This window comes from Exiguobacterium sp. N4-1P (assembly GCF_002214325.1).
Genome location: NZ_CP022238.1, coordinates 83,435 through 107,837, shown reverse-complemented (window position 1 = coordinate 107,837; position 24,403 = coordinate 83,435). Strand labels below are relative to the sequence as shown.

At 48.0% G+C, this 24,403-nt stretch carries 31 protein-coding genes and 1 pseudogene; 13 read left to right on the top strand and 19 right to left on the bottom strand.

What is annotated here, in order from left to right:
- Positions 1-2: 2 nt before the first annotated feature.
- The 5 genes from A0126_RS17010 to A0126_RS16990 form a co-directional block, all read right to left on the bottom strand.
- Positions 3-251, bottom strand: a complete 249-nt coding sequence (locus tag A0126_RS17010) for a phage holin (RefSeq protein ID WP_088836968.1) — start codon at positions 249-251, stop codon at positions 3-5.
- Entirely contained in the window at positions 248-910 is a 663-nt protein-coding gene (locus A0126_RS17005; protein ID WP_088836967.1) for a M15 family metallopeptidase, read from the bottom strand. Before A0126_RS17005 ends, A0126_RS17010 begins: the two co-directional genes overlap by 4 nt.
- Before the next feature lie 21 nt (positions 911-931).
- The gene (locus A0126_RS17000; protein ID WP_088836966.1) at positions 932-1,735 is read right to left on the bottom strand and encodes a helix-turn-helix domain-containing protein; all 804 of its coding nucleotides are present in this window, start codon (positions 1,733-1,735) and stop codon (positions 932-934) included.
- Positions 1,736-1,880: 145 nt separating this feature from the next.
- Positions 1,881-2,081, bottom strand: coding sequence for a hypothetical protein (locus tag A0126_RS16995; RefSeq protein WP_088836965.1), 201 nt, complete (start codon positions 2,079-2,081; stop codon positions 1,881-1,883).
- 15 nt (positions 2,082-2,096) lie between these two features.
- A complete protein-coding gene (locus A0126_RS16990) occupies positions 2,097-2,276 on the bottom strand; it encodes a hypothetical protein (protein ID WP_088836964.1) in 180 nt (59 codons plus the stop codon).
- 179 nt (positions 2,277-2,455) lie between these two features.
- On the opposite strand from A0126_RS16990, the gene A0126_RS16985 reads away from it, so the two are divergent.
- Positions 2,456-3,568 carry a GGDEF domain-containing protein gene (locus A0126_RS16985; protein WP_088836963.1) on the top strand — a complete coding sequence of 371 codons (1,113 nt, stop codon included), beginning with the start codon at positions 2,456-2,458 and terminating at the stop codon, positions 3,566-3,568.
- 13 nt (positions 3,569-3,581) lie between these two features.
- Complete coding sequence (locus A0126_RS16980; RefSeq protein WP_088836962.1) at positions 3,582-3,839, top strand: hypothetical protein; 258 nt, start codon at positions 3,582-3,584, stop codon at positions 3,837-3,839.
- Between the two features lie 77 nt (positions 3,840-3,916).
- On the opposite strand, the gene A0126_RS16975 is transcribed toward A0126_RS16980, so the two are convergent.
- From A0126_RS16975 to A0126_RS16965, 3 genes are all read right to left on the bottom strand, one after another.
- On the bottom strand, positions 3,917-4,108 hold the full coding sequence (locus A0126_RS16975) for a hypothetical protein (protein WP_088836961.1): 192 nt from the start codon (positions 4,106-4,108) through the stop codon (positions 3,917-3,919).
- Between the two features lie 141 nt (positions 4,109-4,249).
- Complete coding sequence (locus A0126_RS16970) at positions 4,250-5,044, bottom strand: cytochrome c oxidase assembly protein (RefSeq protein ID WP_088838469.1); 795 nt, start codon at positions 5,042-5,044, stop codon at positions 4,250-4,252.
- A gap of 3 nt (positions 5,045-5,047) precedes the next feature.
- Complete coding sequence (locus A0126_RS16965; protein ID WP_088836960.1) at positions 5,048-5,518, bottom strand: DUF2243 domain-containing protein; 471 nt, start codon at positions 5,516-5,518, stop codon at positions 5,048-5,050.
- 227 nt (positions 5,519-5,745) lie between these two features.
- On the opposite strand from A0126_RS16965, the gene A0126_RS16960 reads away from it, so the two are divergent.
- The 5 genes from A0126_RS16960 to A0126_RS16940 all read left to right on the top strand — a co-directional run bounded on the left by A0126_RS16960 (position 5,746) and on the right by A0126_RS16940 (position 7,981).
- A complete protein-coding gene (locus A0126_RS16960) occupies positions 5,746-6,288 on the top strand; it encodes a hypothetical protein (RefSeq protein WP_088836959.1) in 543 nt (180 codons plus the stop codon).
- Positions 6,289-6,337: 49 nt separating this feature from the next.
- Positions 6,338-6,556 (top strand): PLD nuclease N-terminal domain-containing protein, encoded by a 219-nt coding sequence (locus A0126_RS16955; RefSeq protein ID WP_088836958.1) that lies wholly within the window; start codon positions 6,338-6,340, stop codon positions 6,554-6,556.
- A 153-nt stretch (positions 6,557-6,709) separates the two neighbouring features.
- Complete coding sequence (locus A0126_RS16950; protein WP_088836957.1) at positions 6,710-7,153, top strand: MarR family winged helix-turn-helix transcriptional regulator; 444 nt, start codon at positions 6,710-6,712, stop codon at positions 7,151-7,153.
- Positions 7,150-7,575, top strand: coding sequence for a MarR family winged helix-turn-helix transcriptional regulator (locus A0126_RS16945; protein WP_088836956.1), 426 nt, complete (start codon positions 7,150-7,152; stop codon positions 7,573-7,575). The genes A0126_RS16950 and A0126_RS16945 overlap by 4 nt, the downstream gene beginning before the upstream one ends.
- Positions 7,576-7,597: 22 nt before the next feature.
- Positions 7,598-7,981 carry a hypothetical protein gene (locus A0126_RS16940; protein WP_088836955.1) on the top strand — a complete coding sequence of 128 codons (384 nt, stop codon included), beginning with the start codon at positions 7,598-7,600 and terminating at the stop codon, positions 7,979-7,981.
- A 966-nt stretch (positions 7,982-8,947) separates the two neighbouring features.
- On the opposite strand, the gene A0126_RS16935 is transcribed toward A0126_RS16940, so the two are convergent.
- Positions 8,948-9,307 (bottom strand): DUF2178 domain-containing protein, encoded by a 360-nt coding sequence (locus A0126_RS16935; RefSeq protein WP_088836954.1) that lies wholly within the window; start codon positions 9,305-9,307, stop codon positions 8,948-8,950.
- Positions 9,308-9,371: 64 nt separating this feature from the next.
- Entirely contained in the window at positions 9,372-10,049 is a 678-nt protein-coding gene (locus tag A0126_RS16930) for a glyoxalase (protein WP_088836953.1), read from the bottom strand.
- 113 nt (positions 10,050-10,162) lie between these two features.
- Between A0126_RS16930 and A0126_RS16925 the strand changes: the two genes are divergently transcribed.
- Both A0126_RS16925 and A0126_RS16920 read left to right on the top strand, forming a co-directional pair.
- Complete coding sequence (locus tag A0126_RS16925) at positions 10,163-11,020, top strand: alpha/beta fold hydrolase (RefSeq protein WP_088836952.1); 858 nt, start codon at positions 10,163-10,165, stop codon at positions 11,018-11,020.
- Between the two features lie 19 nt (positions 11,021-11,039).
- Complete coding sequence (locus A0126_RS16920; RefSeq protein ID WP_088836951.1) at positions 11,040-11,822, top strand: HAD-IIB family hydrolase; 783 nt, start codon at positions 11,040-11,042, stop codon at positions 11,820-11,822.
- A 170-nt stretch (positions 11,823-11,992) separates the two neighbouring features.
- Here A0126_RS16920 and A0126_RS19640 read toward each other — a convergent pair.
- The 3 genes and pseudogenes from A0126_RS19640 to A0126_RS16905 all read right to left on the bottom strand — a co-directional run bounded on the left by A0126_RS19640 (position 11,993) and on the right by A0126_RS16905 (position 13,675).
- Positions 11,993-12,277, bottom strand: a pseudogene (locus tag A0126_RS19640) (hypothetical protein).
- The gene (locus A0126_RS16910; protein WP_088836950.1) at positions 12,259-12,552 is read right to left on the bottom strand and encodes a hypothetical protein; all 294 of its coding nucleotides are present in this window, start codon (positions 12,550-12,552) and stop codon (positions 12,259-12,261) included. Before A0126_RS16910 ends, A0126_RS19640 begins: the two are co-directional and overlap by 19 nt.
- A 67-nt stretch (positions 12,553-12,619) precedes the next feature.
- The gene (locus A0126_RS16905) at positions 12,620-13,675 is read right to left on the bottom strand and encodes a DUF871 domain-containing protein (protein ID WP_088836949.1); all 1,056 of its coding nucleotides are present in this window, start codon (positions 13,673-13,675) and stop codon (positions 12,620-12,622) included.
- 136 nt (positions 13,676-13,811) lie between these two features.
- On the opposite strand from A0126_RS16905, the gene A0126_RS16900 reads away from it, so the two are divergent.
- The gene (locus A0126_RS16900; RefSeq protein WP_088836948.1) at positions 13,812-14,300 is read left to right on the top strand and encodes a DUF4825 domain-containing protein; all 489 of its coding nucleotides are present in this window, start codon (positions 13,812-13,814) and stop codon (positions 14,298-14,300) included.
- 92 nt (positions 14,301-14,392) lie between these two features.
- Here the strand turns inward: A0126_RS16900 and A0126_RS16895 are convergent, their stop codons facing one another.
- The 4 genes from A0126_RS16895 to A0126_RS16880 form a co-directional block, all read right to left on the bottom strand.
- Positions 14,393-15,766, bottom strand: a complete 1,374-nt coding sequence (locus A0126_RS16895) for a PTS transporter subunit EIIC (protein ID WP_088836947.1) — start codon at positions 15,764-15,766, stop codon at positions 14,393-14,395.
- A gap of 13 nt (positions 15,767-15,779) precedes the next feature.
- The gene (gene murQ, locus A0126_RS16890) at positions 15,780-16,664 is read right to left on the bottom strand and encodes an N-acetylmuramic acid 6-phosphate etherase (protein ID WP_088836946.1); all 885 of its coding nucleotides are present in this window, start codon (positions 16,662-16,664) and stop codon (positions 15,780-15,782) included.
- Positions 16,665-16,806: 142 nt separating this feature from the next.
- Positions 16,807-18,747 (bottom strand): glycoside hydrolase family 3 protein, encoded by a 1,941-nt coding sequence (locus A0126_RS16885; RefSeq protein WP_088836945.1) that lies wholly within the window; start codon positions 18,745-18,747, stop codon positions 16,807-16,809.
- Between the two features lie 504 nt (positions 18,748-19,251).
- Positions 19,252-20,355: a type I restriction endonuclease gene (locus tag A0126_RS16880; RefSeq protein ID WP_088836944.1), complete on the bottom strand. Its 1,104-nt coding sequence runs from the start codon at positions 20,353-20,355 to the stop codon at positions 19,252-19,254.
- Positions 20,356-20,568: 213 nt separating this feature from the next.
- Here A0126_RS16880 and A0126_RS16875 point away from each other — a divergent pair, with 213 nt between their 5' ends.
- Positions 20,569-21,078: a hypothetical protein gene (locus tag A0126_RS16875; protein ID WP_088836943.1), complete on the top strand. Its 510-nt coding sequence runs from the start codon at positions 20,569-20,571 to the stop codon at positions 21,076-21,078.
- Positions 21,079-21,134: 56 nt separating this feature from the next.
- Here the strand turns inward: A0126_RS16875 and A0126_RS16870 are convergent, their stop codons facing one another.
- Both A0126_RS16870 and A0126_RS16865 read right to left on the bottom strand, forming a co-directional pair.
- On the bottom strand, positions 21,135-21,419 hold the full coding sequence (locus tag A0126_RS16870) for a hypothetical protein (protein ID WP_088836942.1): 285 nt from the start codon (positions 21,417-21,419) through the stop codon (positions 21,135-21,137).
- Between the two features lie 158 nt (positions 21,420-21,577).
- Positions 21,578-21,907, bottom strand: coding sequence for a winged helix-turn-helix transcriptional regulator (locus A0126_RS16865; protein WP_012370213.1), 330 nt, complete (start codon positions 21,905-21,907; stop codon positions 21,578-21,580).
- Between the two features lie 329 nt (positions 21,908-22,236).
- On the opposite strand from A0126_RS16865, the gene A0126_RS16860 reads away from it, so the two are divergent.
- Positions 22,237-23,439 carry an MFS transporter gene (locus A0126_RS16860; protein WP_088836941.1) on the top strand — a complete coding sequence of 401 codons (1,203 nt, stop codon included), beginning with the start codon at positions 22,237-22,239 and terminating at the stop codon, positions 23,437-23,439.
- 12 nt (positions 23,440-23,451) lie between these two features.
- Entirely contained in the window at positions 23,452-24,402 is a 951-nt protein-coding gene (locus A0126_RS16855) for a TIGR03571 family LLM class oxidoreductase (RefSeq protein ID WP_088836940.1), read from the top strand.
- The last annotated feature ends 1 nt before the right edge of the window (position 24,403 follow it).

The following is a 24,403-nucleotide window of genomic DNA, read 5'->3' as shown; positions in this document are numbered from 1 at the left end:
ATTCAGTCCGTCGAAACACTGCGCTTGAGTTCGTCAAGCAACGTTTGCGCCTCTTTTGCGGCCCGGGTGACGTTATTGTTTTTCCACCAAGCGACGAGTGTACCCAAAATGCCGACGAGCGTCGTCACTGCGAGATCGACGGTTGTCTCTGCAAATGGTAACGGATCATACCCGCTCGCAAGAAGCGTCAAATTGACAATCGAATAGAGGGGGACGATCAGTCGCAAGGCTGCTGCATATCGCTCCGTCATCCGCGTCCCTCCTGAAACAAATGACGCCATGTCACAGGGCCAACGATTCCGTCGACTGTGATTTTCACCTGTCGCTGAAAGTCTTTGACGGCACGCGTCAGACCGTCATCAAACCGGCCGCTCGCCGGAAGACGTAACTTCATTTGAATCAAGCGAATCGTCTCCTTGTCCTGACTCCCTTTCGCTAGAGCACGTCCTAGATAAAGCGGGGCAAGGTGCGGCTTCTTCTTCCCGTTGACGGCGTCGAACAGTTGAAAGTGCGGATAATCCCGAAATGGTGTCCAGTCCCCGCCCCATTCCATCTGTCGCTGCTTCATCGCCGCGACAATCCGTGACAACCGTTTGTCCGGTGGTGCTAAAAATTCAGCGCGTGTTCCGTCAGATGAATAACAAAAGAGATCGACGGCGACACCGAAGTTATGATTCGACTGTCCCCCGCGCGCGTAGGTGACGATTTTTCCGGGGCGTGTCCGTCCTACAGCATACAAGGCATCCTGTTCCTGTTTCGTCCGGTAGCTTTGCGCGACGCCGACGTAAATCTGTTGCGGTGCGAGTTCTTTGATGACGCTCCGCGTGATCGTGACGACATCCGCGTCCATTCCCTTGACGGATAATTTCCGATCGGCGCGTTCGAGTAACCATGCTGTGCTGATAGTCATCTGTGTATCCTCCTTTATTTTTTAAATCAATTGGGCGAGCAAGTCCGTCAGTTCGGCTTCTTCCGGGACTGACGCCGTCCAAGCCGCTCGTCGCTTTTCTTCGAACAGCCGCTGCTCCGTCCGCTCCATTTCGACCCAAGCCGGTAATACGGCTGACGAACGGTGCTTCGTCGGCTTCGTCCTTGCCGGTCGTTCCGCCCGTCTCGATTCATGACGGTTGATTTGTTCACCTGACGTGATCTGACGCGCGTGTAACTGATCGATGACGGCTTTGACGTATTGCCACTTGCGGACATTCGCCGCTGCCGCTTGCTCAATTGCATGGACGACGACGTCATGACTCGTCTTTATCACGGCTTGCGCCAGTTGCTGCTTGATCCAAGGGGAGGTGCAGCCAATTTCTGCTTCGAACAACGTGAAGACCGATGACGCCGTTGAGGATGGTTCTTTTTTTAAAGACTGTTTCTTCAAGACAGGTTCTTCGTCGTCATCTCGCGCCGCCCCGGTAGTCGGCTCCTGCTCCCCCGGTAGTCGTACCGCGTCCGGAACCGATCGGACGTGATATTCATTTGATGTTTGTCCCCCGTGTTGATTGAAGCGTTCCTCCTTTTCAATCAACCCTTTTTCAAGTAACGATGCAAGACACGCTTTGACGGTCGTCTTGCCGCACGGGACGGCGTCCGCAATCGTCTGGTGCGACGGAAAGGCACTCCCGGATGCTCCGGCATAACTCGCTAAAATCAAATAAATCATTTTTTCATGAACCGATGAAAACTGTTGTCCGTCGCGCAGGACACGGTGCTCGACTTGTAAATAAGGGTGCATCGCTCGTTCCTCCTTTGATATGCAAAGGAGGTTCGCCTCCTTTCTCTTAAGGATTAACAGGACCGTTTCGACAATTGTTCGAAAAAAAATAAAAAAAACGTGCGTCAGCTGATTAAAAAATCAGTGACACACGTTTCGTTAGTCTTCACTCGAACCAGAGACTAAACAATAAGGGCAGCAGTCCCGCGAGTAACACGGCCCCGATCGACGATGAGACGGTCGCGAACACGAACAGTCCTTTTGAGATTTGTTGCCGGCGGTAAGCGATTGATCCCGCCCGGATGATCGTAAAGAGCATCCCACCCGCAATTAAAAATGAACCGATAAGAATGATGAGTTGTTCCAAGATACTACCTCCATGTTACTTAAATATCGTTAAGATAAACGGTAAAGCGAGCAGCACAATCGCTGTCGTGAAAACGATTTTGTAAGTCGCTTCCTGATCCGTGTTCCGCTTCTTTTTTTGTATGTAGACGACACCATAAATAATTGTGACGAGCATAATCAATATGGCGAGTAGTGAACCAAGTGTTGTACTCATCTGTCTCCCCCCTTTTTCAACTAGTATTACGAAAAGGAGGAAGAAAAGGTTTCAGGTTGAATTATATTGAATAAAATTATCTGGTGTATGAAAAATGTACATATCCAATGGTTATCTTTTATTGACAACTTTTGTCAAAGTGGTAATGTGAAAGTATCATGTGCAAGGATGTGAAAACCATGTTCATCGTCGAACTGCTCGTGAATGCCTGCATTGCCTTCACAGGGTTTTATATCATCTCGAAAATTATCCATTCCACCCATTTTGAATCTTATGTCGTCAAGTCAATCATCGTCGGCCTTTTGACTGGGGCACTGGGTGTTTTATTGATGTTCAAGGGAATCGCCGTCAATGAGACGCTTCGGATGGATTTGCGTCACCTCCCACTCGTCTTGCTCGCGTTTTACGGGGGGCGCTTCCCGCTCGTTATCGCAACACTGATCATTGCCTGTTCCCGCTTCTTGTTCGGGGTGACGGAACAAGCTATCGTCGGCTTCACCGCCGTCCTTTGCATCAGTTTCGGGATGCTTGCGCTTCACCGGAAACTGCTCAATCGGCCGTTTTTTCAAAATGTCTCGATGAACGTCTGGGCATTATCAATGATCACCATCGCCGTCTTGATTAATTTAGGTTGGGGTCAACCTGCCCTCACCCTCCTGCTATCGACATGGACAATCGGTTTGGTAGTCGGTATTCTGTCCAGTCTGCTGACGCTCGATTTTCAACTGTTGAACCGGCAAGTCGACATTTATAAAAAGTCAGCCGAAGTCGATCATTTGACCGGTCTCTACAATCGCCGGGTTTGGGATACTCGGACGGCAGGACTTGAACAGGAAGGTCGGATTTACAATATTCTCGCGCTCGATATCGACCACTTTAAGCACGTCAATGATACATACGGGCATGGCAATGGTGACCTCGTCCTACAACAGTTCGCGAACATTCTGAAAGAAGAAACGCGTCCGCATGATTTTACGGCGCGGATTGGCGGCGAGGAGTTCATGGTCTTAATCTATGATTTAGCACCGGAAAAAGCGACCAAAGTCGCAAACCGGATTCGTCAACGAATTGCTGCTGAGCACTTCCAAATCGATGGATTCCCGGCAATCGATGTGACGACATCGATCGGTGTCGCCCACGGGAAGAACATTCATATTCAGCGGATGAGTGTCATCGCCGACGAAGCGTTGTATACCGCTAAGCAGCAAGGGCGTAACCGGACGATTTTGTTGGATAGCGAAAGTGAACAACATGTCGCAGCAACTGCGAGCCGGGAGACGGTTCGCTCTTGATCGGAGGTAAAGTATGCAAGAGAAAAAACTTGATTTCATTACGACGGCAGAAGCGATTCTATTCGTCAGTTCACTGTTCATGTGGATTTACGTCGCCCATACGTTTGTTTTTATCGATTCCTTTGCCTCGTTGTTTTTCATGCAATCGTGGTGGCTTCTGTTACCAGTCATGACATTCCTGATGTTTTTGACATCGTTCATCAGTCGCCGGACAGCGTGGCGCTGGAGTAATCCGGAAACGGAAGAGTTGAACGAAAAAAGAAAAGCCTGACTGAGACAGAACAGGAGCACGAGCATGTCCGATTACTTTGGACGACGCTTGTGCTCCTTTTCGCATGCCCCGACGGACTAGTCGCGGGATTTATGTACTTTTCGATTAAAGAAATATTCAATCGTAATCAAGAGGAACGCAACACCGGTTAAGAGGACGAACGCCAGCAAGGAATGGAGCAGCTTTTTATCGACAGTAACGTACATTGACAAATAATAATTGATCGTGACGATCAATCCGAAGTAAATCAGGTAACGCATGTATTTCATAGTGGTTCCTCCATCTAGATTACGACATAAACCGAAGAAAGAATTCGCTTATTGCAAATTTCTTCTCCAGTTTTCGTTACGGCTGGTGTTGCCGTTGATTCTTATTATGATGTGGATGTTCGAACGAATATAGCATCTTCTTCATTCCTGCCTCATTTCCAATGTTTCTGACGCTTGTAAACGCGGCGCCGTCGCCTCGTACCAGTGATAACAAAGAATGATGATGAGCGCGAGATCAACGACATCTCCCCCGTAATACATCAGCATGGCGCCTTGTTCCGCTTCCGCCTTCCCCACTCCACCAGGTGGATGAGCGTAGAGATATTTCGAAAGAATCTTATGCCCCGCCAACGCCAGTATTAAAATACCCGCCCGGTAGACGTGACTGTAACGGTGCGGCGTCAAATCGATATAAATCAGGGCACTTGTAAACAAGTAACCGGCCAGGAAGACGTGGAGATGGATCAGGGCATAGAGTGCAGTCGACTGATGCATCATCGGATAGAGTCCTGTCGTATAAAGCAGGTACAAGCCGCCGATGTTTAAAACCGTTGCCGTCATCGGGTGCGTCAAGAGACGAAGCGGCTGACTGTTCAAGACGCCCGTCACCCGTCTTGCCGCCTGCACGGGTAGCGTCCGTAACAATAACGTCACCGGCTTCGCAAACACGAGCAGGAGTGGTGCGAGCATCCCGAGTAAGAGATGCCCCGTCATATGTCCCGCGAAGTTCATGTGTGCCCAGTCTGCAACCGGACCGACGAGCGCAGCACCGGCACTCAGTATCCCGCTTCCCCAAAACACGTACCGATGGATTGGCCAGCGCCGGTAGTGATTGTTCGTTTTCCAGGCGGAAACCGGATAAACGAGAAGTAAGACGAGCACGAGGAGCGTCACACTCGTTTCAAAACCGTTTCCCATGCCTTCATGCGTATGCATCACTTATTTCACCTCCTCTGTCGTCCGCAGTTGTTTCCCGGTCTGCAGGAATAACACAATCCCTCCCGCTAAAATAAGCGCAGCGATTGCATTCCAAGCGATATCATACGGAAGAAGTTCCACACCGTAACGAATTTGATGAATTGCGAAGACTTTATGATTGATCAGACCATCGTACAATTGGAAAAAACCTCCGCCGATCATCACACCACTGATCCACCGCTTCATCCAAAAGGCGGATCGTCTCCGTAAGTCCGCAACTAAAAACAGGGCTGCCACTGTCGCGAACCAACTGAATGCGTGAAACAGACCATCGGAAAACAGTCCGACCGCGGTCGTTGATTTGTCATAAAAATGATGCCAGCCTAACAATTGGTGAAAAATGACTTCGTCTAAAAATGCGACGAGACCCAGACCGAATAAAAAACCGGACCCGAGGTTGCGCAACGCATAACGCTGTTGATTTTTCTGCATGAACGGACACTTCCTTTTTTTAGATATACACTTCAACACGAATTTTCCCTCTTACAGGTGTGATAAACGTATATCTTCCAGGAAAATGACCGCCTGGAATGAAAAGATGCTTTCCCCCTGTCCATTTTTTTGATTTTGGTTAAATAATATTAATACCGTTCCTTTTATAATTTTTCCAAAAAGTGTATATTCAAAGTACTAGTCAAAAAGGAGGTTCCACGCATATTATGAAATTCATCAGGACACCCCGGAGGCCTGCACTAAAATGGATTCCCGAAAATGAATGGCCGGATGTATGCAGGAGCCGCTCCCTTACGATTCAGGATCATCCACAGGAATCTTTAATAGGACTGGCTTACAACAACGAAAATCAAGTCGTCCAAGTTACGCGCAATGTACACAAGTTAGATTTTATCTATTACGTCACGCTATTAGAGAATCCGCAAACGACCAAGTCGCTAATCTCATCCCGGTCACACATGACGATTGAATATACTAAAACGTATCATTGTAATCATAAAGAGGTTGCAACCTTTACGTTACTTGACGTCCACGTCCGCAAAGAAGGACTCGGCGAACGTAACCTTCTGTTAGAAGCTTTGATTAATGATGTACAAAAACGTCATCTTTATTATCGAATCAGCGGTGACTTTGAAATCGTCACGCATCATGGCCAAGTATCGACAGATTGTTTTACCCGGTACGGTTTTCAATTACATCAAAATGCATTGATCCTTCAAAATTTCAATGCCGAACTTTTTGTGACGTAACGATCTGATGATCAACGTCAATTATTTTTGGAGAGTGCGGTGACACACTATGAATCATATTCAATCATTTTTACAAAAAACGATTTATTTGACGGGGTTTTGTTTACTCGCCGTCGCTTGTATCGATTTGTTTAAGCGTCAGCAGACACGTGGACCGAAGTGGGTTTGGGGTCTCACCATTTTCAGTGTCAATTACATCGGCCCTCTCCTTTATTTAGCTTGGGGCCGTCACCCGGCAGACAATGTAAACAAGCAAAGCGCCGATTAAAAACACATCGCTATACAACGCCTGTCCTGCTACTGGAACAAGTATTGTACAGCGATGTGTTTTTTCCAAAAATAAGAGCTAGTCCCGCCCCCTTTTTTGTGTTATTTTGTATCTAATCAAATCGTACTATCACTTTAAAACAAGAGGTTACATATGCAACCCAATACAGAGACATTATCGATCGCATGCTGGAACACGATTACGACGTACCACAATCATCAAACGAAACAAGTCAATGCCTTCTTAAAGACGTGGGACCTCTCGCACACGATGTTCGAGGTCTTGCGCTGCTTAAAGTCGACGACGTGTACAAGTCAAAAAGAAATCGCCCGCCTGATTCATGTCACGGACGGGACGATCTCTCAAGGGATTAAAAAGCTGTTCGCCAAGCGACTGATCGAAAAACAACGTCACCGCAAGGTCAACTATTTCCATCTGACACCGGCTGGAGAACGGTTTTTAAACGAAGTCTTACCGAAGTACGAACGTTTTCAAGCGAATCAATTTCATGCCTTGACCACATCGCAACAACACGCGTTACATCAACTTGTAATGCAGCTCCATAGTACACAACAACAGGAAGGGGAAGTTCGATGAATCCACATGCTGCCTTTTCATCGATTGGACACTGGCAATCGATCCAACGCATCCACAATCGTTACGTCAAAGAAGTCAATGATACGTTAAAACAATGGGAACTCTCGCGTTCTCAATTCGATATGCTCTATACGTTGTACCAACTAGAGAGCGCGACACAAAAGTCGCTTGAGACGACACTCGAGCTCTCGAGCGGATCGATTTCACAGACGCTTAAAAAACTGATGCAAAACCGACTCTTAACCCGTAAACGGATTGACCGTGAAAAACGGATCGTTCTGACGGCGGACGGGGAAACACTCGTCCAGGCATCCGCGCCGGTCATCGAAGTCATCGACGAGCGTTACTTCCAGTCCTTTACGAAAAACGATCATCAAACGTTTGATCAATTGTTGAACAAAATGCAAAACAGTCAATTTTGATAGCAAAAGGAGGCCGGCCGGCATGATTCTCAGACACTACACCCATCGTCAGTTTTTACCGGCAATCGTTGCCCGGGGCGGCATCTCTACAAACCTTCACACGGAAAGTCCGCATAGCGGTTATTTACTGTTTGAGCTGAACCCTACAACAAATCAACTCGCACAGACCGTCCATCAGTTCTATTCGAACTCAGAACCCCCTTGGGACGAGACGGATACGGTCGTCCTCGACTTTGACTTCGTCAAACTGCAGGCTGCCGGCATCGAGGTGCACAAGACACCGCATCACTTCGCTGACGACCTGGCGCCGAATCAACCTGCGGATTCTTTCCGCTTCGTTCAAAGCTTCTTATCGCTCGGTTATTTAACGGAAGCGTCACGAGAGCAGCTGTCGGAATACTATTAGAATGCGATATGACTAGCTGACTTAGAATGGAAAGAAGGAATTGCCATCGTCATAGATGCGCAATTCCTTCTTTTTTCGTTCTATATTATCAGATTGGCCCTCAGGCAATAGTCTGAATGGGCCACTTTCTCAGGTTTGCCACTACAAGAGTGAAGCCTAGTTTACGTTTCATCTTCGGTTTTCCTCATAGAAAAATACCCTCGAAACCGTGCTCTGTTCCAGCCTCAATTCAAATTATTTTAAGACTTATTTTTTAGCAGTCGACAATACACCATCTGCAGTAAATTTTACAAATGCACCTACACAAATGGCTAGCATTACTGCACCTGCTTTTGTCTCATTTGTACTCGTAAAGAATAATACAGCCGATATGATGATCGCTACGATGGCAGCCATATAGTATTTATCAAAATCAGGCGAGAATACTCCCACCTCTAAGCGTCTCAGGGCGAAGCCCAGCGCAGGTGGGAGATGAATCGCCTTCGGGCAAGACGTGTCTTGAGACACGTCAATTGCACGACATTCTTGGTTTAAAAACACTCAAAATCAGGAATAAAATCAATGTCATGTTCTTTGAAAACTGAAGATATAGGGTTGTGACAGGGAGTTCGTCTGTCACGTAAAATCTTCAACGTTCACCTTGCGGATGACCGAAGTAGCGAAAACCAAGCAAAGTAGGCATCCGCGTAAAAGAAACTGACAAGATTAACTCTCAACCGTCGGGACGACGGGGTTAGCCTGATAAAGTTTCGACCGATAGGTCGGATAACTCAGGAATCTTCCACCTCTTAACGTAGCGTAGGTGGAGGTAGTTCAATCAAAACCATCTTCTCCTTTCAATGTACCTTCACTAAATACATTACAAATACGTTGTCAATCAGTAAACGTCCGTCCGTCGCTAACGGGCGCCAAGCGTTCGGGCATTAGGAGCTTGTTAGCGTCGTTTTTAACAATTTTTAATCTTTACTACATAACGCGTTTATACAAGAACAGCATTGCCGTGTACGTAAGCATTTGCAAGCTAAACATGATCAATAACGCCGTCATGACATGTTGAATGAGATTAAAGTGAACGAGCGCTAAGAGAGAGAACGCATACACAATACTTAAAGCATAAGTTGTACTTCCACTCTTCGACTGGACGGACCGTTGCCGCTCATCAACCGAATCGTTCTTCGGAAAAACTAAATCAACCGTTAACTGGGTAATGCCCGCTAAAATTAAAGCGATGCTAAGCGTGTCCGGTCCTTCAAATACAGCTAAGTATCCTCCATACAACAGGAAAGCAGCAGCTAGAAAACGTTTGAACAAATTGACTCTTTTCATGATTCACCTTCCTCTTTTAGACGTCATTAACACATTTTTAATCGCGTAGACACAGTTCTACCTCTTATTTACGATGCAGCACACCCTCCCGATCAAGTCGGACATGCATCTGATTATCGATCTCTAACTCGAGCGGACTCGTCAGCGCTATTTTCGGTGAAAACAACCACGGCCGTCCGGCGCGCCCGAGCAACAGATGGGTCCCGTCTTCCGGTTCTCCGAGGAAGTTCAGGAAATCCGGTTTGATTGGCTGACGATCCCGCCGAACGATACCGAGTTCAGCAAATCTTGCCCCGACACCGGCGACGTCCTGCGTCGTCACGTTCATTTCACCAATATCGAGAATATCGTCCACCGTAAACGTTTTTAGCGACTTGTTCGGATTGACATCACGCCGGGCAATCAACTCAACGACGTTCTCATCCGAATCGTAAAAGTAGACAGAATGGGCATCGATGTTTTCAAAATAAATTTCGTCTTCCCCGTTCTCGACCAATAACGGGACACGTTGCCTCAACCAATTTTTCGCCAGCTGAAACGCATCCCCCGGAATATTGAACGCAAAGTGATATTGTTTCTCTTGCTGCATTGTGTCCAGTTCAAATCGAAGCTGACTCGTCCCGATTTGAACCGTAAAGGATGTTTCCGTCTCCTCGACGAGCGGAAAACTGAGTGTCCCAGTGTAAAAGTCCTGCATCGGTTTTACCTGATCCGTCCAAAGCGTCGACACTGTAATTTTCATTCCACGTTCCCTCCATAGTGTTTTCATTCAATTTCTTAGCTTCAGTATACAATAAATGATGTATAATAATGGTTAAAAAGTAAGAACTCACCTATCGAAACGGAGGAAGTCAAATGAAACGGTATAACATTGAATGCGCAGGTACCTCTACACAGGTCACCGAATGGGGCGAACCGGACCGTCCGGTGATTTTTTGCCTGCACGGCCTCGGCGGAACAAGCCTCAGCTTTATTGAACTGGCTGATGCCTTGAAACATGACTACCGGATTGTTTCGATTGACGCCCCGGGTCACGGAAAAACGGCACCGTTCACGGACGAACGTGATTATCAGTTTGCCCGCTTTTCCGATTGGCTGAACCAACTGTTTGAACTTCTACATATCCAAGACTTCTATTTTCTCTCGCACTCCTGGGGTAGTTTCATCGCGCTCTTTTATCAGAAGGAACAGCCGGAGCGGGTCCGCGGCTCGATTTTGATTGACGGCGGGTATCAGAGTAAACGGTTGCGGGCCACACCGCTCGAACAGGAAGCGGCCTTTTACGAGACCGACTTCGAAGAATCGGTTGCGACACTCGAAGCGTTTTTAGACGTCGCTGTCTATGGACCGAAGATGCGCCGGTCGCCGTTACTTGACTTGGCCGGACAAGATTTCGTCCGGATGCAGGACGGACGGTATTACTGGCATGCCCGTGCGAAAACGGCGCGTGCGATCCTGGCGGCAATGTATCAGGACGAAATTCTCGACTTCCTTGACGACGTCCCGGGAGACAACGTACTGTTGCTGCGGGCGACGTTACCCGTCTCGGATGAACCGTTCCGCCAAGAAGCGATTGCCATCTGGCAGGAGAAAACCGGTGGGACGGTAATATCTGCTCCGTCGACTTCCCACATCTTGCACTGGGATGATCCGGAGGTTGTCCTTGAAGCGATTCGGAAAAACTGGACGATTTCAAAATCGCTTCATTCATAAAAAAATAAGGAGAATCATCATGAATTTTGTTTTTGATTTGGACGGAACTCTCTGTTTTCAAGGGTTGCCGTTGTCTCAACCCATTACAAAGGCGCTTCATTCGCTTGAAAAAGTGGGGCACCGCGTCATCTTCGCTTCAGCCCGACCGATTCGCGATTTGTTACCGGTCCTTCCGGAAACATTTCATCATCACCTGCTGATTGGTGGAAACGGATCGTTAGTTTCTCATCGTGGAGAAATCGTCTATTCGAAGCACTTTTCTCAATCTGACGTCATCTACATCCAAAAACTGATTCAACAGATGGATGCCACCTACTTAGTTGACGGTTTGTGGAACTACAGCTACACAGGGACTATATCTCACCCGATTCGCAAGAATCTGGATCCATTACACTCTGCAAAAAATGTAAGTCTGACAGAACATGACACCATTATAAAAGTCCTGATTTTAAGTGCAACGAGTATGCCGGACTTTTCGGAAGCATTACGCGAGATTGATGTCGTTTCACATTCGCATGGTGAAGAGCAGGTGCTCGACATCAGTCCAAAAGGCATTCATAAACGAAATGCTCTTCACATCATGGGCATTACAACAGAAGGATATGTCGCGTTCGGGAACGATGCAAACGACATCGAGATGTTTAAAGGTGCCGTTCATTCGGTCATGATCGGTAGTCATGTCGATCTAGCTACCTATGCAGATGAACAGATTCCGTTAAACGGTTTGCTCGAAGAACAACTTGTTGCTAAACTACGAGAATTGAGTCTCCGTTTCAGTACCGAAAATTGTTTGCCAACTTAATTGTAAGTAATTGATTTGATGCTGTTGCGTTTCACTTCATCCTGACAATGATTGATTACTTTTCACCCGAGTCTCAGGTTCAATGTAGAAAAGATTTCAGCCAGACAAAGTGGACGTCCCCTCTCTGAGCAATTCTCAGAGGATTGACGTCCATTTTGTCTGGATTTCGATTAAGTAGCTGTCTCCAATAATTGACAAACGTCGTTCCGGGATTTCAATACGATGTTGGTTTTCGTCGATGTCACTTGATTGAGTTTCGATTGGATATCCGGTCGTTATACGTTTGGATTATTCCAAATCTATTTAAAAAAAGCAAAATCGATTTTTTCTGGACACCCTGCTGTCATATCTGTTCTTGGTTCATGGCGTATTTTCCGTTTCAAGACACGGCTGCGTTGTTTAGCTAACGTCGACTTGCCGGAGCCCCTGGAGCCAATCAGGACGATTCTTTTAATTCCGTTTCCTTCCTCGTTTCCTGTGTTCGCTCACTTGACGATTCATCGACTTTTGTATTTCGTTCAAGATAGACACATACCAACTCGTTGACATGAAACGCCAAGGCGTTTCCCCGATCAACTGACAGTCTAAAAAACTGGGTCGTATAATGTGCAGCTGTCTCGTGGTGTTCCAAAAAACCATCAATCGATTCCATGAACATATTAAAATCAACAAAATCATCAATAAAATGTACATCCCCGTTTTTTAATTTCAAAAAAAGTTTGTCCTCCATCGTCCTCCCCCTCTATCATTTATATTCAGTATTGCTGCTTCATCCTTTCGGTGAGTGAGTTGCTTACTTACAACTCTACCCACTCAAGCCGAAAAAGTCCCCCGGGCCCAATCTGTTGCAGCAACGGCCGATCCGCCTCGATCACGCGACCGATGACATTGACCCGTTCGTCGCCCGCAAGATTCCGTTTCGTGACTTGCAATTCGCCGGCGTACCGTCCGTACTTAAGATTGTCGATCGTGATCGAGCCGACAGGCCGGTCTGATACGGTCGCGGGTTCAAGCCATCCATTGCCTGGGTGCCCGGAGCTACGCGACTCGACGGACCGGATGACGTCGCGTGCCGGATCCAACCGGTTCGTCTGTACGCGCGTCAACAACGGATCATCGCTTTGACCCGTCGCCCGGAGGACAATGATTCCCTCCTGATAGGCAGCAAACTGTTTCATCGTGCTCGCCAACAAACCCGGGTCTCCGATCAGAATCCGGTCGACGGATGCTTGAAGCTCGAGATAACAGGCAAACGGTGATCTCCTGCGGTGGTCTTCGAGCGTCGGTAACGTGGCATGAAGCGGACCACGCAGTTGTCCGTCTCCCGGAATGAACGCCTGGACACGGATTCCCTGTTCACGGAGCCAGCGGTTTTTATCGTGGAACCAGTCTCGGTCAAGCCCCGTTTCCGGTCGCGGATAAAAGTTGTGCCACGCTTCGACCTGCTCAAGGACAAGCCCCTCCGCTTTCATCGCAGCGAGCTCCTCTGCCGTCAATGTACTAGCGTTTAAGGCGACCATCATCTGTTTTGACAAGTCCGCGACCTGCTTCGGCGTGATGCCATAATCGACCCGCAGACCGGTCACGCCCCATTCGATTAAGGTAGCAGCATCGTCCCACGTCTTGCCGAGTGCGGCAAGCGAACTCGGTGCGATATCCGCGACGAGTTCCATCTCGAGCTCCCGAGCGAACGCCCCGAGATCCCGCAAGCGCTCCGTATACAGCGTCGGGTCATCTTCCGGAATATGTAATGAGGTAAAGATTGAGGTAAAACCAATTGTCCGCATCTGCCGGATGTTGCCTTTCGCCTCATCAGTCAACGGTTCACTTAAATAAACGGCGAGTCCTTTCATCTGCTTCACTCCTCTTGATTGACTAGATGTTCACTCTTGACGAATTGTTACTAAAGTCCCAATATAAGAATTTTTTAGAAGGTATTCTACAAATTATGATACCATGAGGGGGAGATACTTAAAGGAGCGATTATCAATGAAACGAATTTTAATCCCATTGTTGTCGATTGTCTGCCTCGTACTGATTTGGAACGGCTACAGCCAACGTGCTGATTCAAAGGTGGACCTGTTCCACTACAAACATACTTATGTCGGTGATAACAGTGCTGTCGGAACGATCGTCAAGCAATTGGCACACCATCAAGAGTTGCGACAGATCGCTCTTGAAACCAAACAAACACCGTACGGAATCACTTTAGATTATAAAGAAATTGAGACAGAAGAAGTTGAACAAGAAATCAAAGAAACGGTCTTGTATAATGCAACCTATCTCTTTGCACTTATCGACAATGTCGACCACATCACCTTTTCGTTCCCGGACTATACCTTCAAGGTGACGCGGGAACAGCTTGACGGGTGGTACAACACGCAACTCAGCACAATCGAACAGGAACAGGACTTGAAAAAGCTGATCCGGAATCAGCTGAAGTCCGATAAATCAGTGAATCAGTTTTTTGCTCATTGATTTTGAATGGGCCGGGAGCCAAAAAAAAGATGGAACATCACCTCAACCGTGATCTTCCATCTTTATATTTCTTCTGAAATCCTCTATCCCCGTTAAATCCCGTCTGCCATTTCCTCCTTAAAGCCAAACCAATACGTAAACAGGAATCCTGCCGCGTACGAGATGATAAGACCGGCGATATACGTCAAGTACATCCCGTTATCAATCAACGGTGTCAACGATAGACCGGATACACCGATTCCAAGCGCCGTCGTCTTCATCGTCGCCTGGAACGCGCCACCGACGGCCGCTCCCATACAAGCCGTCAAGAATGGACGACCGAGCGGCAACGTGACCCCGTACAATAGCGGTTCACCGATTCCGAGGAAACCGACCGGAATCGCCCCCTTGATGATGTTACGTAAACGCTGATTCCGCGTCTTGACGAAAATCGCCAGTGCCGCCCCGACTTGTCCGGCACCTGCCATCGCGAGAATCGGTAAGAGTGGCGTATCGCCAATCGTGTTCAGGAGCTCCAAATGAATCGGTGTCAAGCCATGATGGAGACCGACCATGACGAGCGGCAGGAAGAATCCGGCGAGCACGGCACCGGCGAGTGGTCCACCGACTTCAAGCGTTGCATTGATGCCTAACATGATGCCGTCGGACAAGATGCCGGCGACCGGCATGATTGCATAAAGTGCCGTAAAGCCGACAATCAAGACCGTAAACAGCGGTGTAAAGATGATATCGATCGAGACCGGCATGAAGCGGCGGATGTGTTTTTCAAGATAGGTCATTAGCCAGGCGGCAAAGATGACACCAAACAGTCCGCCCCGACCGACGACGAGCGGTTCCCCGTATATGACGATGTCGACGAGTAACGGATTAAATAAAATCCCGCCGGCAATCGCTCCGAGGACAGGTGTGCCGCCAAACTCCTTCGCCGTATTCCAGCCGACGAGGATCGCTAAGTAGGCAAAGACGGTACTTCCGAGTAACAATAGAATCTGCATCCAGGTCACTGTTGCATCGACTCCGGCATTCTTCGCGAAGTTCGCTCCGCCGTTGATGATTCCGGATGCGACCAGTCCCGGGATGAGCGGGATGAAGATGTTCCCGATCCGGCGTAAGAAGCGCTTGAACGGGGACTTTTGTTTCTCTTTAACTTTTTGCCGTTCGATCGCGGCCCGTTCCTCGAACGTCAAGTTTTCATCGACCGATTCCTCACCGATTGCAAGTCCTGTCGTGCGGCTGAGATAATCCGCGACCCGGTTGACCGTCCCCGGTCCGACGACGAGTTGCAACGTCTCGTCATCGATGACACCCATGACACCGTCGATTTGTTTAAGTGCCTCGATGTCTGCTTTCGTCGGGTCTTTCAGCGACAACCGGACCCGTGTCATGCAGTGGGCGAGTTGCCGAATGTTATCCGTTCCCCCGACCTGTGCGAGGATGGCTTCCGCCAAGATTTCTTCTTTTTTCATCTTTTATCCCCCCTTAAAGTGCATCACGGACGAATCCGCTTGCGCGGTGCAAGCGTTCGACTGCTTCATCATACGATATGTCGGCTAAAATCATCACGATCGCCGTCTTGACGTGACCGTTCGCCGAAGTGAAAGTACGCGCTGCCGTCTCTCCGTCAACCCCGGTCGCTTCGACAATCATCCGTTTCGCACGGACTTCTAACTTTTCGTTCGTCGACTGGACGTCGACCATCAAGTTTTGATACACCTTTCCGACGCCGATCATCGCCGCCGTCGAAATCATGTTCAGGACAAGTTTTTGTGCCGTGCCCGCCTTGAGTCGAGTCGAACCGGTCAAGACTTCCGGTCCGGTTTCGACTTCAATCTTGTACTGCGCGTGCTTACTGATGACCGCTTGTTTGTTACAGGACAGGGCAGCCGTCGTCGCACCGACTTCGTGTGCATAATCCAGTCCGCCGATGACATACGGTGTCCGCCCGCTCGCCGCGATGCCGATGACGGTGTCGTTTACGTTTACTTTAAGTGCCTGTAAATCTTCAACAGCAAGCGTCTGACTGTCTTCCGCCCCTTCGACGGCTTGAATCAGTGCCCGTTCCCCACCCGCAATCAGTCCGACGACCATGTCCGGCGAGACACCGAACGTCGGCACACATTCCGCCGCGTCGAGGACACCGAGTCGCCCGCTCGTGCCGGCTCCGATGTAAATCAAGCGCCCACCTACTTGAAACGACTGAATGACGCGCTCGACGACTTGTTTGATGACCGGGATTTCCTGTCGAATGACAGTGGCGACCGTTTGATCTTCCGCGTTCATGACGGTCAACATGTCTTCGACCGCCATGTCGTCCAGGTGCATCGTTCGTTCGTTTCGTCGTTCTGTTGCTAATTTATCTAACATCGTCAACACCCTCTCTACTCACTATGTAACCTTTTAAAAAACTTTAGTTTACTCTTCTTAACAAACCATTAAAATTTTATTGCAAAAGAGTCAATAGGGAAAGCCCAATCCGATTGATTGAGCTCATCTATTCCCTTCACACTTACCGGTTCCAATTCCGGAACCCGTCTCCAAACTCGAGATGAAGCGCCTCTTTAAAGAGACCATCCTCAAATTTCGGGACATCGACCGGCAGTTTCCCCTGTGGTTTCACTTCACCAAAGATGGCACGGATTCCTGCCGGTAAATTCGGTCCGGCCGATTTCGTGTTCCCGGCTTCCGAATCGGGACCATTCGGATCGCCCTTAAAACCGTACACAAGCAGTTGCGCTTTCGCGTCCGGTTGCACGGCGACATCATACGGATTCCGGAGACTGAGCATGACAGACGGTGTTTTTGTGCGTTTCGCCTGACGGAAGACTTCCGCCGGTACATAATGATCCGCCGACGTCGCTTTCAGCTTGTCACTGTTGTTGACGTTTGAGCCGATGATGATGTAGTCTGCCGCATCCAGCTTTTCTTGCAAGACCTGGTTTTGCTCCAGGTGCGGTGTCGACGCTGTATAATTTTCCGTCAAGATGTTGACGCGTTTCAGGTTACCGGCGTTTTTTTCAAGCGACCGGATCGTCTTGACCATACTGTCCGTCTGATCTTTTGCCGGTGACAGGACGAGTATCGTCTCGCCTTTCTTCGGTTTGAACGGCAGTGTTTTCTTATCATTTTTGACGAGCGTGACCGCTGCCTCCGTCATTTCTCGTTCAAGTGCTTTATGTTCCGGACTGCCGACGACCGTTCTTGCTTGTACGAGTTTTTCGTCGAGCGTCACCGCGTCGACTGTTTCGTTCCAAATGCCGCGCGTTGCTTTTAACGTCAAAATTCGTTCGACGGATGCGTCAATCGTTGCTTCCGATAATTGACCGGCTTCAACGGCTGCAATCACATCGTCAAAAATCGATTCCAGTTTCGTTACATCGTTCGCAGATCTTAAAATCGTCGGCATCAAGGCGATATCGACGCCTGCTTTAAACGTCTTGATGACGGCTTCCGATTCCGTAAAGTTGTCGGCAATCGCTTGCATGTTCAAGGCATCGGTGACGACAAGTCCCTCATAGCCGAGCTCTTCCCGTAAGACACCGGTGATGACGTCATCCGACAACGTCGCCGGCAGCGGGAACGTTCCTTGTTTTGACTCGACGACTTCATCTTCAATTTGCGGCATCCCGATATGTGCCGTCATGATCATGTCGATGCCTTCCGCAATCGCCCGTTTAAACGGAATCAGTTCCAGCTGTTTCAGTTCAGCCAGTGATTTGTCGACGACCGGTAAGCCGTAATGCGAGTCGACTGCCGTATCCCCGTGTCCCGGGAAGTGTTTCGCCGTCGCAGCGACTCCTTGCTTCTGAATGCCTTGCGTCATCGCCGAACCGAGTTTCCCGACCAGCTGCGGATCACTTGAAAACGAGCGAACACCGATGACGGGATTGCCCGGATTGTTGTTGACGTCTAGGACCGGACCAAAGTTGACGTTGATTCCGAGGGCGTTCAACTCGGACCCGATGATGCTTCCTGCCGCTTCCGCGTAAACCGGACTACGGGTCGCCCCGAGTGCCATGTTGCCCGGTAAATTCGTCCCCGTCCCGAGGCGTGTGACGATGCCACCTTCCTGGTCAATCGTCACGAACAGTGGAATGTCGTTACTCGCGTCACTTTTGACGACTTCCTGCAAGTCATGGACCAGTTTCGTCGTCTGTTCCGTTGCATTGACATTTTCCGCAAACAAGATGACGCCGCCTAAATCAAACCGGTCGATGACCCGTCCGACTTCCGGTGCCAGCTGCGTATGGTCGACCCCGTCCCACAGCCGGAAATCCGGCATGATCATTTGTCCGATTTTCTGTTCGAGCGTCATCTGATCGAGTTGTGCGTCGACCCGCTCCGTGACGGAAGGTGTCGTTTCCGCCGCGACCGTTTGCATCGGCAGCGACGCAGCGAGTAGCGCCGTCGTCAATCCGAGTGTTGCCGTCCAGTTGAGTTTCTGTCCCATGTGCTCAGCTCCCCTTTAATGAAATCATTGGCCGTTATAAGACAATGTAATATAAAACATCGTTTTGACTGTACATCGCTCGTTGATCTGTGATCCGTGCGCAAGTTCCCCTTGTTCACCAACAGTATAGCAAGTCCTCATTTAAGAAACAATGTTTTAATTGAAAGCGTCAACAAATTAAAATAAAATTACTGAAATAAAATAAAAAAACCTACCTCGCTAAAGGTAGGCATGTTGTAGAACAATTAAAAATCTGCTGTTCATGAATGTTTAGCCGCTCATTTCATTTTTTTCTCAAATCGCCTCTTAGCGCCAATCTTGTACGCCGCTACGCTACGATGCAGGGCTGGTTTTGGTTACCCTTTCCCTTAAAAGCGATTCATGTCGGAAATCACGTCAATGCCCTCGCTATCAAAAGTAAGAATTGGAACTGACATTCCAACCACTGAAGCAGCGGGCTTCCTAGCCATAAATTCTGTGAAGACAGACATCTAAATAAGGAAATTAAGTTGAAGCAATGATTTCGTTGACGATATCTGATAAGCGCTCTTTATATTGTTCGATTTCATATACTTCATTAATTTTATGTCGCACATTCGGTTCATCACGGAAAGTTATATATTTATTTGTTAATGAATTAAGGTGCAAACGACAGACCCATTTCCGATTACTATCATCAATGAGAATGTTAAAGTAGCTCGCGTTATCCCGATAAAAAATCCGATTTTTATCGACTGTCGATCCAAGTAACACCTTTACGGTCGCATACCCCTCAATTTCTTCTTGTGTGGTTTCAATCGAAGGCTGTGATGGAATATCTATAGTCGGTTCATCGATGGTATTTTCTGCTTCTAACTCTGATGAGGAAGGAACAGAGACCGTCGATGATTCCGAGTCTCCTGAAATTACATGTTTGATTCGTTCATTCATATTCTCATTCATGAACTGCGTAAACGCTTTTGAAACGATAGGTCTAAACTTATCAACCACAGTTTGCGTTTTAATCCCTTGATAGCAGTCTTGAATCAGTAATCTAATAAACTCGTCGCTCGGTAACTGTGATTGTGTTTTTAACTGTTCTTTAATCGCACTTAAATATTTTAGTTCCTCTGCTGTAGAGAGAATCGTGTTGACGTTAAATTCTTGTTTTTTAAATTTGTACAGCTCTTTGATTTCATTATCCTTAATGGTAGACAGTGTAATTTCAAAGAATGGAACAGTATCCATTACGTTGGGTGTTTCTAAATCCGTGTAGAATCGATAAGTGTCGCCATTCGTTAAAATAGCAAACTTAGCTTGTGTCGTTCCATAGTACCTAAACAGTTGCGAATCATGTTTCGTGAGCGGTTCTCGGATTGATTTAGCTTCAATAAGAATAGTCGGCTGTCCCTGATCCATGATTGCATAATCAACCTTTTCACCCTTTTTTATTCCGACGTCAGCAATATACTCAGGAGTAAACTCTGCCGGATTAAATACGTCATAACCCAACGTTTGAAAAAATGGCATAATTAAAGCAGTTTTAGTAGCTTCTTCGGTAGAAATCGAATGTTGAATTTGCTGAATTCTTTGAGAGACTAAACGGATATCTGAAGAAAATTTTTCCAATGTAAAAACCTCCTCATTTCATAGTTCACTAAAGATGTATTTAAAGTGAACCAATGTTAATTCACATTATATAGGACTTTCCATTTATCACCAAGTAAAAACAGAAATTAACGATATTAAATCAGGAATTACCCGATTCGTTTCATTTAACCTAGTTTGATATGTAAAAATGATAATTAAATAACTCGATTCATGTACAGGAGGACTAAAGGCATGAAAAAATTCAGAGGCAAACGCCGTTACTTCCGAAATCTGCAAAAAGAACAACAACTCAGCGCCCATCCGCTCGATTTCAGTCCTGACAGCTGGTTCGATTTTTGGCACGTCCACCTCGATTTTGACGGACACGGAAACGGTCACCTTAAGATGCGAACAGCACATGTCAAGGCCTTGTTTCATCTGATGAACGAGCTCGACACCGCTCTTCAAACGTGGGGACAACCGTACCAGCTCTGGATCGAACTGTCCCAGTTGGATGCAGGATTGGACGCCGTTTTTATCCATACAAATAATTCGAACGACGATAATTTTCCTTTTACCGATTCAACGTTAACGGAACCGACCGAAAGATTGCCCGACTATTTGCAAACCATCGAGGGTTTGGAGCAATACCAAATCCGGTTGTCCGAACGAATCACGTATGATCCGTTCGACGACGAACCGGAAGAAATCACGGATCACATTCTCGTCATCGAACGACGAGGGAGTCGTCACCCTCTTTAACCACGTACATACGGATGGTCCTATGAAAGAAACCGTCCGTCGATTGCAACTGACCTTTATATTCTTTTGAACATCATTTTCGAACCGGCAAGGAACATGATCAGAAGTACGCCGCCGAATATGAGATTGATCAGCCAAGGTAATGTTCCCATGAACACTTCTTTAGCCGCACCGTTGAACCAGTAAGCTAGAGCCGCAAATAACACCACACTCATCAGCAGGATAAACGAAAAGCCGCTATCCTGCTTTTGTGTTTTCTTGGCAATCCCGCAACCGATGAGAAAAACAACCACTGCTCCAATTGCAAAATAAATGTAAAACCATGCATCGACAGACAGCATAAACGGACCAGCTCCTATTAAGAAATGAATTTCCTTAATAAGGAATTTTCCGTTTTAATCTCTAATCCTTTCGCACGGTCAAACACTTCAATCGTACTAACAAAAACGACCGCCTGAAATCAGGACGGTCGTTTTGCTGTGCAGTATGATGGTCCGCTTTAAGAAGAAACGACTTCCTCACCCGTCAAATCGATATGTCCTTCGCCCCACGCACACATGGCGTCGAGAATCGGACGCAATGACCAACCGTAGTCGGACAAGGAATAGATGACTTTCGGTGGGACTTGTTCGTAGACGGTCCGGATGATGACACCGTCCTGTTCAAGCTCGCGCAATTGTTGCGTCAACATTTTTTGCGTGATGTTCGGCATCAGCTTCTTCAACTCACTCGTCCGTCGTTCCCCTTTGATGAGATGACACATGATGACGACTTTCCATTTGCCTCCGATGACTTGCAGCGTCGCTTCGACCGGAATGTTATAGGCCATGCTGATTCTTCCTTTCGATTCTTGGAGTACAGCGGGACAGGTACTTTTTAGTGCCTATCGTACTTAAAAGTGCGTACTTCTCAAGTGCATTTGATGGGTTTATGATAACAACTGTCAACAGAAAGTACAAGTTGCTTTCGTCCATTGATTTGATGAAAGTAGGTAAGGTACTTTTTAGTGCCTATGGTACTTGAAAGTGCGTACTTTCTTAATTCAACTTGCCACTCTATGATGGGATGCAGAAGCTTCTCCTTCTCATCAAGCAGACTGGGCCCGGTCTGCCGGCAACAAACTGTTTTTTATTCATTTCAACCTTAGGAGGAATTATCATGAATCAATTAAACCCCCGTTCCGAACAGGAACAGGTTCCTAAAAACGGTCGCCTCGCCCTGCTTGCCCTTGCAATCAGCGCTTTCGGCATCGGAACAACAGAATTCGTCCCGGTCGGATTGCTTGCTGCCATCGCCGGTGACTTAAATATCGGCATCACTCTTGCCGGGTTGATCATTTCCGGTTACGCGATTGGCGTCGCCGTCGGTGCCCCGATTCTGACTGCTTTAACGAACCGGATGAACCGGAAAACGTTACTGATGGCATTGATGGTCATCTTTATAGCCGGTAATCTCGTCTCTGCCGTCGCTCCCAGTTTTGAACTGTTGATCGTCGCCCGTTTTATCACCGCATTCTCGCACGGTGTCTTCTTCTCGATTGGTGCGACGATTGCCGTTCAGCTCGTACCGGCAGATAAAAAAGCCAGTGCCATCGCCTTGATGTTCACCGGACTGACTGTCGCAACGGTTACCGGCGTCCCGCTTGGTACGTTCATCGGTCAAGCGTTCGGTTGGCGCGCGACGTTCTTCGCAGTAGCCGCATTAGGTCTTGTCTCAATCATCGCCAGTTTCTTCTTAATTCCAAAAGACTTGAAACAATCTCCACCAGCGAAGTTTTCCGACATGTTTAAATTGTTGACGAACGGGCGTCTGCTGCTCGGTTTCTTAATCACTGCGCTTGGTTACGGTGGAACGTTTGTCGCCTTCACCTACTTGACGCCGATCATGCAGGACGTGACGAAAATCAGTCCGAGCCTGATCAGCATCATCCTGCTCGTCTACGGCATTGCCGTCGCGATCGGCAACGCAGTAGGTGGAAAACTCGCCAACGGCAATCCGATTAAAGCATTGTTCTATATGTTCATTTTGCACGCCATCGTCATGATCGCCTTGTCATTCATGATTCCGTTTAAAGTCGCCGGTATCATCGGCATCATCTTGATGGGACTTTTAGCCTTCATGAATGTCCCGGGACTGCAACTCTATATCGTTCAGCTCGCTGAAAAATATGTCCCGGCTGCCGTCGATGTCGCGTCTGCGTTAAACATCTCCGCCTTTAACATCGGGATCGCCCTCGGTGCAACGATCGGCGGACTTGTCGCCGACACGATTGGACTCGTTCACACACCGTGGGTCGGTGGCATCATGGTCATTCTCGCCGTCATTTTGACTGCCGTCTCCCGTCGTCTCGAACACCAGTAAGGAGGAAATTTCATGCTTGACAATCATGCCAGTTACCGGCGGATGTACCGGGAAGGTGAGCTGACGCTCGGTCTCCACATTCCACTGGAGAATTTTAAGATGCAGACACCGACCCTCGCGAAACAAATCGAGCTGGCACAAAAAGCCGATCAGTTTGGTTTTACAACCCTTTGGTTACGCGACGTGCTGTTGAAAGATCCTTATTTTCTTGATCCTGCCGTCGGTCAAATTTATGACATGTTGATTTATGGTACTCACCTACTCAGTCAGACGAAACAGATTGCCCTCGGAACATCTGCTTTGGTCCTGCCGCTCCGTCACCCGTTACGGGCTGCCAAAGAACTCGCGACGATTGACGCATTGTTCCCGGAACGGCTGATACTCGGTGTTTCGTCCGGCGACCGGCAAGCGGATTTTCATGGTCTCGGGATTGATCATCCGAGTCGGGGTGTCCAGTTTAAAGAAGCGTTACGCGTGATGGAACAAGCATTGTATACGGACTACCCGACGATTCAGTCTGAGTACGGCGACGTCACCGGTGCGACACTCGTGCCGCGACCACAGAAGCGGATTCCGACGATGATTACCGGGTTTGCCCAACAAAACATGGACTGGCTTGCAACCAACGGGGACGGCTGGATGTATTATCCGCAAGGACCTTTGGAACAGGCAAAAGCGATTGAGGATTGGCGCCGGACAAGTCAAGACGCCGGAATAACCCGGTTCCGCCCGTTTTCGATGCCAATGCATCTCGATCTATCTGCTGATCCGGATGAAGAACCGACACCGATCCGACTTGGATTCCGAATCGGACGCAATCGTTTGATTGAACTGCTCCATCTCTACCGTGACCTAGGTGTCAACCACCTTTTCTTCGCCCTGTTCGACAGTGAACGACCGGCGGAAGAGGTCATTGATGAACTCGGAACCTATGTTTTGCCGCACTTCCCGCCGTTACGTTGAG